At 55.4% G+C, this 10,579-nt stretch carries 10 protein-coding genes and 1 riboswitch; of the genes, 4 read left to right on the top strand and 6 right to left on the bottom strand.

All coding sequences use genetic code 11. The annotated features are described in order from the left end of the window. Positions 1–399 precede the first annotated feature (399 nt). Positions 400–1,989, top strand: a complete 1,590-nt coding sequence (gene purH, locus HFD95_RS21780) for a bifunctional phosphoribosylaminoimidazolecarboxamide formyltransferase/IMP cyclohydrolase (protein ID WP_061704441.1) — start codon at positions 400–402, stop codon at positions 1,987–1,989. 19 nt (positions 1,990–2,008) lie between these two features. Next, positions 2,009–3,289, top strand: coding sequence for a phosphoribosylamine--glycine ligase (gene purD, locus HFD95_RS21775; RefSeq protein ID WP_167430705.1), 1,281 nt, complete (start codon positions 2,009–2,011; stop codon positions 3,287–3,289). A gap of 32 nt (positions 3,290–3,321) precedes the next feature. On the opposite strand, the gene HFD95_RS21770 is transcribed toward purD, so the two are convergent. The 6 genes from HFD95_RS21770 to nudC all read right to left on the bottom strand — a co-directional run bounded on the left by HFD95_RS21770 (position 3,322) and on the right by nudC (position 7,718). Then, positions 3,322–3,984 carry a DUF1481 domain-containing protein gene (locus tag HFD95_RS21770; RefSeq protein WP_010261073.1) on the bottom strand — a complete coding sequence of 221 codons (663 nt, stop codon included), beginning with the start codon at positions 3,982–3,984 and terminating at the stop codon, positions 3,322–3,324. Positions 3,985–4,053: 69 nt separating this feature from the next. Beyond that, positions 4,054–4,326 carry a nucleoid-associated protein HU-alpha gene (gene hupA / locus HFD95_RS21765; protein ID WP_003850136.1) on the bottom strand — a complete coding sequence of 91 codons (273 nt, stop codon included), beginning with the start codon at positions 4,324–4,326 and terminating at the stop codon, positions 4,054–4,056. Positions 4,327–4,514: 188 nt separating this feature from the next. Beyond that, positions 4,515–5,105 (bottom strand): YjaG family protein, encoded by a 591-nt coding sequence (locus HFD95_RS21760; protein ID WP_010261070.1) that lies wholly within the window; start codon positions 5,103–5,105, stop codon positions 4,515–4,517. 63 nt (positions 5,106–5,168) lie between these two features. Continuing rightward, on the bottom strand, positions 5,169–5,837 hold the full coding sequence (gene nfi, locus HFD95_RS21755; RefSeq protein ID WP_010261068.1) for a deoxyribonuclease V: 669 nt from the start codon (positions 5,835–5,837) through the stop codon (positions 5,169–5,171). Between the two features lie 2 nt (positions 5,838–5,839). Next, positions 5,840–6,907, bottom strand: a complete 1,068-nt coding sequence (hemE, locus tag HFD95_RS21750; protein WP_167430704.1) for a uroporphyrinogen decarboxylase — start codon at positions 6,905–6,907, stop codon at positions 5,840–5,842. 40 nt (positions 6,908–6,947) lie between these two features. After that, complete coding sequence (gene nudC, locus HFD95_RS21745; protein WP_064691050.1) at positions 6,948–7,718, bottom strand: NAD(+) diphosphatase; 771 nt, start codon at positions 7,716–7,718, stop codon at positions 6,948–6,950. Between the two features lie 89 nt (positions 7,719–7,807). Here nudC and HFD95_RS21740 point away from each other — a divergent pair, with 89 nt between their 5' ends. Continuing rightward, positions 7,808–8,314, top strand: a complete 507-nt coding sequence (locus tag HFD95_RS21740; RefSeq protein WP_010261059.1) for an Rsd/AlgQ family anti-sigma factor — start codon at positions 7,808–7,810, stop codon at positions 8,312–8,314. A 152-nt stretch (positions 8,315–8,466) separates the two neighbouring features. Further along, positions 8,467–8,568, top strand: a riboswitch (TPP riboswitch). 87 nt (positions 8,569–8,655) lie between these two features. Continuing rightward, positions 8,656–10,578, top strand: coding sequence for a phosphomethylpyrimidine synthase ThiC (thiC, locus tag HFD95_RS21735; RefSeq protein WP_167430703.1), 1,923 nt, complete (start codon positions 8,656–8,658; stop codon positions 10,576–10,578). Position 10,579 lies beyond the last annotated feature (1 nt).

Below are 10,579 nucleotides of genomic sequence, written 5' to 3'. Positions count from 1 at the left end.
TCTTTCTCAGAAGTTTTTCTCCGGCGGCGCAGTCTCCTGTGCCTCTCAACCCGTTTTCCGTTGCCGGTGTGCCGTGTTGATGGATGCGCATTATAGGGAGTTGTCTGAGAGGCGCAACCCATAAATTGCATAAAAAAGAGCGTTCGCTGCATTCCACAGCAAAAGCGGCTGTTATACGCAGTTACACACAATGTTATCCACATTAGTCGGGCCAGATAAATTTAGGCGAGCATCACGCAAACGTTTTCGCTACAATGCCGGGCGAAGTTCCGGACACCCCTTTTCGGGGCGTTACCTGAGGTTTTTGATTTTTTCTTCCTATATAGAGAAGAGAAAATCGCTGTAAAGCCTGATGTAACGCTCTTATATACGCGAAACAAAGCCAAGGGATAAACCACCATGCAACAAACTCGTCCTGTACGCCGCGCATTGCTCAGTGTCTCTGACAAAGCCGGTATCCTCGAATTTGCTCAGGCGCTCTCAAGTCGCGGTGTCGAACTGCTCTCCACAGGCGGAACAGCTCGCCTGCTGGCGGATGCGGGTCTGGCTGTCACAGAAGTCTCTGACTACACCGGTTTCCCGGAAATGATGGATGGACGCGTCAAAACCCTGCATCCGAAAGTGCATGGCGGCATTTTAGGTCGTCGCGGCCAGGATGATGCCATTATGGCGCAGCACGATATCAGCCCAATCGACATGGTGGTCGTTAACCTCTATCCCTTTGCACAGACCGTCGCCCGTGAAGGATGTTCACTGGAAGATGCAGTGGAAAATATCGACATCGGTGGCCCGACCATGGTGCGCTCTGCTGCCAAGAACCATAAAGATGTGGCAATCGTGGTCAGCAGCGGCGACTACGATGCGATCATTGCCGAAATGGATGCCCATGAAAATGGTCTGAAGCTTGAGACCCGTTTCGATCTGGCGATCAAAGCGTTTGAACACACTGCCGCGTATGACAGCATGATCGCTAACTACTTTGGCAGCCTGGTGCCCGCCTATCACGGTGATCGTAATCAGCCCGCCGGCCGTTTCCCGCGTACCCTGAATCTGAACTTCATTAAGAAGCAGGATATGCGCTACGGTGAAAACAGCCATCAGGATGCTGCCTTCTATATAGAAGAGAACATCACTGAAGCTTCAGTGGCGACTGCCCGGCAGGTTCAGGGCAAAGCGCTCTCCTATAACAACATTGCTGACACGGATGCTGCACTGGAGTGCGTAAAAGAGTTCAGTGAACCCGCCTGCGTCATCGTCAAACATGCGAACCCTTGTGGCGTAGCGACCGGTGACTCTCTGCTGGCAGCCTATGAGCGTGCTTACCAGACCGATCCGACCTCCGCATTTGGCGGCATCATCGCCTTTAACCGCGAGCTGGATGAAGCAACTGCGCAGGCCATTATCAGCCGCCAGTTTGTTGAGGTGATTATCGCGCCAGCGGTTTCCGAGGCCGCGCTGAAAATTACCGCCGCGAAGCAGAATGTCCGTGTCCTGATCTGCGGCCAATGGCAAAACCGTACTGCTGCACTGGATTTCAAACGCGTCAACGGGGGTCTGCTGGTACAGGATCGCGATCTCGGCATGGTTGATGCCAGCCAGCTGCGCGTCGTCAGTAAACGTCAGCCAACCGAACAGGAGCTGCGTGATGCGCTGTTCTGCTGGAAAGTAGCGAAGTTCGTTAAGTCTAACGCCATTGTTTATGCACGCGACAACATGACCATCGGTATCGGTGCCGGACAGATGAGCCGTGTCTATTCCGCTAAGATTGCCGGCATTAAAGCAGCCGATGAAGGGCTGGAAGTAAAAGGATCAGCCATGGCGTCGGATGCCTTCTTCCCGTTCCGTGATGGTATTGATGCGGCAGCCGCGTCAGGCGTGAGCTGCGTCATCCAGCCTGGCGGCTCCATCCGCGATGAAGAGGTGATTGCGGCGGCTGATGAGCACGGCATTGCCATGATCTTCACCGACATGCGTCACTTCCGCCATTAATCGTTCTGGAGAGAAACAGATGAAAATTTTAGTAATCGGCAATGGCGGACGTGAACATGCTCTGGCCTGGAAAGCTGTCCAGTCGCCGCTGGCGGAAACCGTGTTTGTGGCACCGGGTAACGCGGGCACCGCATTAGAGCCTGCGCTGCAGAATGTCGCGATTAGTGCAACTGATGTCCCTGCCCTGCTTGAGTTTGCCCGGCGTGAAAAGATTGATCTGACGATTGTCGGCCCCGAAGCGCCGCTGGTGATTGGCATCGTGGATGCCTTCCGTGAGGCCGGGCTGGCTATCTTTGGTCCGACTCAGGCCGCTGCGCAGCTGGAAGGCTCTAAAGCTTTCACCAAGGATTTCCTGGCGCGTCATAAGATCCCGAGTGCGGAATACCAGAACTTCACCGAGGTTGAGCCCGCTCTCGCGTATCTGCGTGAGAAAGGCGCCCCTATCGTCATCAAAGCCGACGGCCTGGCCGCAGGTAAAGGCGTGATTGTGGCAATGACGCTGCAGGAAGCTGAGGATGCGGTTCAGGATATGCTGGCCGGAAACGCCTTTGGCGATGCCGGACACCGTATTGTGATTGAAGAGTTTCTGGATGGCGAAGAAGCCAGCTTCATCGTGATGGTGGACGGCGAGCATGTGCTGCCCATGGCCACCAGCCAGGATCACAAACGCGTGGGCGATGGCGATACCGGTCCGAACACCGGCGGAATGGGTGCATACTCTCCGGCTCCGGTTGTCACCGATGAGATCCACCAGCGCGTTATGGATCAGGTTATCTGGCCGACCGTGCGCGGCATGGCGGCTGAATGCAACGTCTATACCGGTTTTCTCTATGCCGGCCTGATGATCGATCACACCGGGCAGCCGAAAGTGATCGAATTCAACTGCCGCTTCGGCGATCCGGAGACTCAGCCGATCATGCTGCGCCTGCAGTCGGATCTGGTCGATCTTTGCCTGGCCGCCTGTGACGGTAAGCTGGATCAGAAAACGTCACAATGGGATCCCCGCCCTGCGCTGGGTGTGGTCCTGGCGGCGGGCGGTTATCCGGGTGACTACACTCAGGGCGATCAGATTCACGGTCTGCCACTGGAAGAAGTTGCTGACGGCAAGGTATTCCACGCCGGAACACGGCTGGAAGAGGACCTGGTGCTGACAAACGGTGGCCGCGTGTTGTGCGTAACCGCGCTGGGCGACGATGTGGCCGCGGCACAAAAGCGGGCTTATGAGCTGACAAAGCCAATCTCATGGCAGGGCAGCTTCTGTCGCCGCGATATCGGCTACCGCGCCATTAATCGCAAATAAGTTCAGGGGGCACCAGGTGCCCCCTTTTCAATTCACATATCTTCTTCTGTCGGCTGCTGTGAGCAGTCATCCTGCTGACTGACCCGCAATAGCTGTATTCCTTCCGGCGCTTCCAGCCATGACACCATCAGCGGTGCCGATGCGCGGCGTTGCTGCTGTGTCAGCATCTGCAGAGCGTCGGCGTCAAAAGCGGGTCTGACCTGCTGGCCTTCGCAACTCTCCAGCACATTGTTTCCCAGCCAGTGTCCCTGTCTGAGGAACACCTGACCACTTAATAGCGCATCGCTGAGGTTACGCATCCGCTCGGCATCAAACTTATAGAGCTCAACCGCATCCGGGCTGACCGCTTCACGCCGGCCTGAAAGCTGGCGCTGCATAAAGTTAAGACCGCCAGCCTGGTCAAAGCGCAGGGTCACATCATCAGGCTGGTTGCCCTTCACCTGACGCTGGATGCTGATCAACGACTCTTCCAGCCAGACATAATCCGTCACTTCACCCTCACCGCCACTGAACGGCGTATAGAAGGTGCGGATATGGACCGACTGGTGGTCGCTGTTTTTACGCCAGATACGAACAACACCACGATCGGCAAGATAGCCACTGGCAGAAAAGGGGGGAATATCCGGAGTAGAGCTGCAACCGAAAAGAAAAAGGGAGAGAAACAGAACAGATAAACGCTGAAACAGCGGGGTCATGATGGCTGGCCTCTTAAACAAAAGGGGCGAAACGCCCCCTGTTTTAAAGCTTAACCGCAGTGCGACGTCTTACTTAACGGCGTCTTTCAGCGCTTTACCAGACACGAATGCCGGTACATTTGCTGCAGCGATTTTGATCTCTTTGCCAGTCTGCGGGTTACGACCGGTACGCTCAGCGCGGTGGTTCACTTTAAAAGTACCAAAACCAACCAGTTGTACAGCATCACCATCTTTCAGAGACTCAGTGATCGCAGCCAGAGTAGATTCCAGCGCTGCCTTTGCCTGGGTTTTAGACAGGTCAGCTTTTTCTGCGATCACATCAATCAGTTGAGTCTTGTTCATAAGTTATCCTTAAAGTGTATTTATCGCTTGCTAAGCAACGAGTGCGAGGGAAAAGCCATATTCTGGCACTCTTCTGCCTGCACGCACCGATAGCCACAATTTTCAGCCCCCCAAATGTAGACCAGACAGGGGGCCAATGTGAAGCCTCCAGGCGCGCTAATTCGGGCCTGAAGTCACGTTTTATCGCCTTACTGCTGGAAATTTATACCGATGTTGCTAATTCCCGCTTCACGCAGGTCAGATCGCAGACCTTTAATCAATTCAAGGTCGCGCTCTTCACACTCCGCCAGCAGGCGGAAAATCTCCCACTGAAGGTCCCACTCATCGATGATAGCCGGGTTTTCACGCAGCTCTTCGTCGGTCATTTCGCGTCCAGCCTGGGTCATTTCCAGCATGGCGATAGTGGTAATTGAGGTCTCGCTGACTTCAATTGCATGCTCAAGAGTTTCACCGCTCAGCTGCGCATGTACGACTTCGCTTAATGCCACACAGGCATCGATAGCCGGATAAACGCCGTAAACCTCAAACGCATCACCATCCGGAATGGCGGCTTCGAGCTTTTCCAGCTGGCTGTCGAAGTTAATCTTCGCATCTTTGACCGTCAGGTTTTCCCAGATCAGATCAAGAATACGGCGATAGAGTGCCGGATCGGCAAATTCAGTCTGCTCGCAGAACGCGCGATAGTTGGGATACATGCGCTCGCACAGGCAGGCCATAAAAGTAAGGTGCTGCCAGCTTTCCAGCTTCGCCAGACGCAGATGAACGGGATTTTGTAACATAAAGGTGGCTCTTATTCGTTTCGCTGGCCGCAGTGTAACTGCAAAACCGCAGCACAAACAGTGTTAAAGCGCGTTTTGCCAGCGCTGGAAAGCGGTTCGGTTCGAGGCAACCGCGTCGGCCCAGCGGGTCGGTTCCGGCAGCCGGTAACCACGCGTACAGTTTTCGACCCACTGCAGCGCGGTATCCAGGCTGACACGATGGCCGGTGGCGACAAACAGCGGATTACACCGCAGCTTGCTGCGCCATACCCAGCCTATCTGCTCGCCTTTGTCGATCAGTGGCTGACGACTGCCAGGCTGCGCATCCAGATCGGCAAAACGGCCGCACAGGCGACTTTTCGCGACACCAATGGTGGGCACATCGACCAGCAGGCCAAAATGTGACGCGACGCCAAGTCGTCGTGGATGCGAAATACCGTGTCCATCCACAAACAGCAGGTCCGGCTTTTGCTCCAGCATCTGCCAGGCGGCCATCAGCGCTGGATATTCACGGAATGAGAGAAAGCCCGGAATATAAGGCATGGTGGTCTCAACGCGTGCGATGCGGTGCTCCACCAGCTTTAAGGAGGGATACTCCAGTATCACCATCGCCGCCCGGGTGATGGTGCCTTCCTGCTCAAATCCAACGTCCGCCCCGCCGATAAAGCGGGGTGGCAGCACATCAAAGTCATCTTCTCGCACCACATCAGCGGCGCGTTGTAACTGCTCAGCGCGAAGTGCGGCAATATCCATGATTACTCCTGATGCCAGGGACGTGATAAACGGTGTACCGCCTCAACAAAGACGCCCGCATTTTCCGGTGGCACATCCAGATGAATACCATGACCCAGATTAAAGACATGCCCGGTGCCCGAGCCAAAGCGCTCCAGGATCCCAGCCACTTCCTGTTCGATACGCTCAGGTGCCGCATAGAGCATAGAAGGATCCATGTTGCCCTGCAGGGCTACTTTGTCGCCCACGCGACGGCGTGCGTCATCAATATCGGTGGTCCAGTCGAGACCCAGCGCGTCACAACCGGTGGCGGCCATCGCTTCCAGCCACTGTCCGCCGCCTTTGGTGAAGAGCGTCACCGGCACGCGGCGACCGTCGTTTTCACGCAGCAGGCCATCGACAATTTTGTGCATGTAATGGAGTGAGAATTCGCGGTAATCACGACCGGTCAGCACGCCACCCCAGGTATCAAACACCATAACGGACTGCGCACCGGCGCGGATCTGAGCATTGAGATAGAGGATGACGCTGTCGGCCAGCTTATCCAGCATCGCGTGGAGCGTAGCGGAATCGGCATACATCATCTTCTTAATTTTGGTAAACGCCTTGCTGCTCCCGCCTTCCACCATATAGGTGGCCAGCGTCCACGGACTGCCGGAGAAGCCAATCAGCGGCAGGTCGCCGTTCAGGTTCTTACGGATGGTACGGACAGCATTCATCACATAGCCCAGCTCCATTTCGGGATCGGGTACTGGCAAACGCTCAACGTCAGCGCGACAGGTCACAGGGTTTGAGAAACGCGGGCCTTCGCCGGTTTCAAAGTAGAGACCCAGTCCCATCGCATCCGGAATGGTCAGGATGTCACTGAAGAGGATGGCGGCATCCAGCGGATAACGGCGCAGCGGCTGCAGGGTAACTTCACAGGCCAGCTCGGCGTTTTTACACAGCGACATAAAGTCACCCGCCTGGGCGCGTGTCGCTTTGTACTCCGGCAAATAGCGCCCGGCTTGTCGCATCATCCAGACCGGCGTGACATCAACCGGCTGACGTAACAGGGCACGCAAATAACGATCGTTCTTCAGTTCACTCATCTCAACACTCTCTCAATAACAGGCGTGTAGTGTAGCACTTTCACACTTCGGTGCGGCACAGAGCGACGGTATCTTCAATCAGGCGGCGTGCCACGGTGCCTGGCGGTGGCAGCAACGGCAGCTCATCAAAACGGAACCAGGCCGCATCCAGCAGCTCTTTACCGTCGTGCTGCAGATCGCCGCTGTCATACTCCGCCATAAAGGCTGTCATCAGCGATTGCGGGAAGGGCCACGGCTGGGAGGTAACGTAACGGACGTTTTTGACGCGGATATTGCTCTCTTCCATCACTTCGCGGGCAACGGCCTGCTCCAGCGTCTCGCCCACCTCCACAAAACCTGCCAGCACGGTGTAGACCTTGTTGCGATGGCGGGCATGATTCGCCAGCAGGATTTCATCACCGCGACGGATAGCCACAATGATGCAGGGTGCGATCTGCGGATAGTAACGCTCGCGGCAATGGCTGCAGAGACAGGCAAATTCATGTTTGCTTTGGTGCATTTCATGGCCGCAATAGCCGCACCAGCGATGAGAACGGTAGAATTCCGCCAGTTGCACACCGCGACCCACCAGCTGAAACAGCGCCACATCCTGATCGATCAGCTGTCGTACTGAGAACATATCGGCAGAACGCGGCTCACAAATCAGCCAGACTTTTTCGCCCTGCCACTCACCGATGGTCCGGGCTTTACTGCCGGTCAAACCAAATTTTTCGGCGTTTCCGTGGGGTAAATCACCTTGTGGTAACCAAAGTTTCTGTTCATGGCTGACAATCCACCATCCAGCGTCTACGCTTGAGATTTCGCATTGCATTTATTTCGTCATCCTTAGCGTCAACTCGCACGCTGAAGCCCTGATGTTAAGTGTGTAGATAAACAACTATAACTCACATGGAGTTAGATATGCTTAACCAGTTAGACGTCCTGGCTGAACGCGTAGGTGGCAGTAATGAACTGGTCGATTCGTGGCTTGAAGCCCGTCGTCAGCTACTGGTGACCTATTATCACCTGGTCGGACTTAAACCAAACAAAGAGGCGCTGACGCGTCTTGATGAGCAGGCTCTGGACAACTTCTGTCACGGTCTGGTCGATTATCTTTCTGCGGGTCACTTCAGTATCTATGAACGCGTGATCAGTGAAATGAGTGGCGACAGCCCGATGATTGCCGCCGCACAGATCTATCCACCGCTGGAAGCCAATACTGAGCGTCTGATGCAGCTGTATGACGGCCACCTGCAGCAGGCGATCGACGACGAGAACTGCATGACCTTCCAGCAGGCACTCTCCGAAGTGGGTGAAGTGCTGGAAGCACGCTTTACGCTGGAAGATAAGCTGATTCAGCTGGCATGGGACAACCAGCTTGTCCCCCCGCCGGTTGCCAATGACAGCCATATCGCGCGTCCGGCTTAATCATCATCTCCGGCAAAGGGGTTGAGATTATCCCGTAGCCCTTTTATGCTGAACAGGTTCTGAGGAGAGTGCTCCAAAGAACCTTTTTTATTTTTGCTTTGAAATATAAGGTTTTTACGCCTGGCTCTGTTATCAGACACCCGCGTAAAAACAGCTTCTTGTCGGAGTGCCCAAGTTGGGCTGAGACCGTTAATTCGGGATCCGCGGAACCTGATCAGGTTAGAACCTGCGAAGGGAACAAGAGTAAATATTCTCTGTATACCAGCATGCTTACGCTGTCTATACGGTTACTCCTTCCGAACTCCGGACAAGCATCGTTCCCCCTTAACAGGAAGATTGCTATGTCTGACCAAAAAACAACCCGTCGTGAACAGCGTGCCCAGGCGCAGGAATTTATTGATTCCCTGCAAAGCGGCAGTGCATTTCCCCAGTCCCGCCGCATCTGGATTACCGGCAGCCGCGAGGATATTCGCGTTCCCATGCGTGAAATCGTGCTAAGCCCGACTCACATCGGCGGCAGCAAAGAACAGCCTCTCTATGAGCAGAACGAAGCGGTACCGGTCTATGACACGGCGGGTGCCTATGGCGATCCCGCGGCACAGATCGATGTTCATCGGGGCCTGGAAAAGCTGCGCGCCCGCTGGATTGCTGAACGCGACGACAGCGAACTTCTCGAACAGAACAGCTCAGGCTATACCCAGCAGCGGCTGGCTGACGAGGGGCTGGATCATCTGCGTTTCGATCAACTGCCGACACCGCGCCGTGCCCGCGCAGGCTGCTGCGTCACGCAATTGCACTATGCCCGCCAGGGGATCATCACCCCGGAGATGGAATTTATCGCACTGCGGGAAAACATGGGCCGTGAGCGAATCCGCAGTGAGGTATTGCTGCAACAGCATCCCGGCCACAGTTTTGGCGCGCATCTGCCAGCCAGTATCACGCCCGAGTTTGTACGTCAGGAGGTCGCTGCCGGACGCGCCATTATCCCTGCCAATATCAATCACCCTGAATCGGAGCCGATGATCATTGGCCGCAACTTTCTGGTTAAGGTCAATGCCAACATCGGTAACTCGGCGGTGACCTCTTCTATTGAGGAAGAGGTGGAAAAACTGGTCTGGTCGACTCGCTGGGGTGCCGATACGGTGATGGATCTCTCTACCGGTCGTTATATTCATGAAACGCGCGAATGGATTTTGCGAAACAGCCCGGTGCCAATCGGTACAGTGCCGATTTATCAGGCGCTGGAAAAAGTGAATGGCGTGGCCGAGGCGCTGAACTGGGAAATATTCCGCGATACGCTGCTTGAGCAGGCGGAACAGGGTGTCGATTATTTCACTATCCACGCTGGCGTGCTGCTGCGTTATGTCCCGATGACGGCGAAACGTCTGACCGGAATTGTATCGCGGGGTGGATCTATCATGGCGAAATGGTGCCTGTCGCATCATCAGGAGAGCTTCCTGTATCAGCACTTCCGGGAGATATGTGAAATCTGCGCCGCCTATGATGTCTCCCTGTCGCTGGGCGATGGCCTTCGTCCGGGTTCCATTCAGGATGCCAACGATGAGGCGCAGTTTGCCGAACTGCGTACCCTGGGCGAACTGACCCGTATTGCCTGGGAATATGACGTTCAGGTCATGATTGAAGGCCCGGGGCACGTCCCGATGCATATGATCCGCCGCAACATGACCGAACAGCTCGACCTGTGCGATGAAGCCCCCTTCTACACCCTTGGCCCGCTGACCACCGACATCGCGCCCGGCTATGACCATTTCACCTCCGGTATCGGTGCTGCCATGATTGGCTGGTTTGGTTGCGCAATGTTGTGTTACGTCACGCCCAAAGAGCATCTGGGTCTGCCGAACAAAGAGGATGTGAAGCAGGGGTTGATCACCTACAAAATCGCGGCGCATGCCGCCGATCTGGCGAAAGGCCATCCGGGTGCGCAGATCCGTGATAACGCCATGTCTAAAGCGCGCTTTGAGTTCCGCTGGGAAGATCAGTTTAATCTGGCGCTGGATCCCCATACGGCGCGGGCTATGCATGATGAAACCCTGCCGCAGGAGTCGGGCAAAGTGGCCCATTTCTGCTCGATGTGTGGCCCTAAGTTCTGCTCGATGAAAATTTCCCAGGAGGTGCGCGAGTTCGCAGTACGTCAGGATACGCACGCCGAGCCCGTTGAAGTGGGCATGGCGCAAATGTCAGACCGTTTTCGTCGGCGCGGCGGTGAGCTTTATCATCCCGCCGATGCCATTAAGGAGGAGTAAC

The sequence above is a fragment of the Pantoea sp. EKM10T genome (assembly GCF_011800685.1).
GTDB classification, from domain to species: Bacteria; Pseudomonadota; Gammaproteobacteria; order Enterobacterales; family Enterobacteriaceae; genus Pantoea; species Pantoea agglomerans.
The sequence above is the reverse complement of the archived record's forward strand: the minus strand, read 5'-3'. Positions and strand labels throughout refer to the sequence as shown.

What these genes read in the sequence shown, in the direction of transcription:
- HFD95_RS21740 (WP_010261059.1), top strand. Translation starts at nt 7,808, where the DNA reads ATGCTTAACCAGTTAGACGTCCTGGCTGAACGCGTAGGTGGCAGTAAT.
- purH (WP_061704441.1), top strand. Translation starts at nt 400, where the DNA reads ATGCAACAAACTCGTCCTGTACGCCGCGCATTGCTCAGTGTCTCTGAC.
- nfi (WP_010261068.1), bottom strand. Translation starts at nt 5,837, where the DNA reads ATGGATATTGCCGCACTTCGCGCTGAGCAGTTACAACGCGCCGCTGAT.
- HFD95_RS21760 (WP_010261070.1), bottom strand. Translation starts at nt 5,105, where the DNA reads ATGTTACAAAATCCCGTTCATCTGCGTCTGGCGAAGCTGGAAAGCTGG.
- thiC (WP_167430703.1), top strand. Translation starts at nt 8,656, where the DNA reads ATGTCTGACCAAAAAACAACCCGTCGTGAACAGCGTGCCCAGGCGCAG.
- nudC (WP_064691050.1), bottom strand. Translation starts at nt 7,718, where the DNA reads ATGCAATGCGAAATCTCAAGCGTAGACGCTGGATGGTGGATTGTCAGC.
- hupA (WP_003850136.1), bottom strand. Translation starts at nt 4,326, where the DNA reads ATGAACAAGACTCAACTGATTGATGTGATCGCAGAAAAAGCTGACCTG.
- purD (WP_167430705.1), top strand. Translation starts at nt 2,009, where the DNA reads ATGAAAATTTTAGTAATCGGCAATGGCGGACGTGAACATGCTCTGGCC.
- hemE (WP_167430704.1), bottom strand. Translation starts at nt 6,907, where the DNA reads ATGAGTGAACTGAAGAACGATCGTTATTTGCGTGCCCTGTTACGTCAG.
- HFD95_RS21770 (WP_010261073.1), bottom strand. Translation starts at nt 3,984, where the DNA reads ATGACCCCGCTGTTTCAGCGTTTATCTGTTCTGTTTCTCTCCCTTTTT.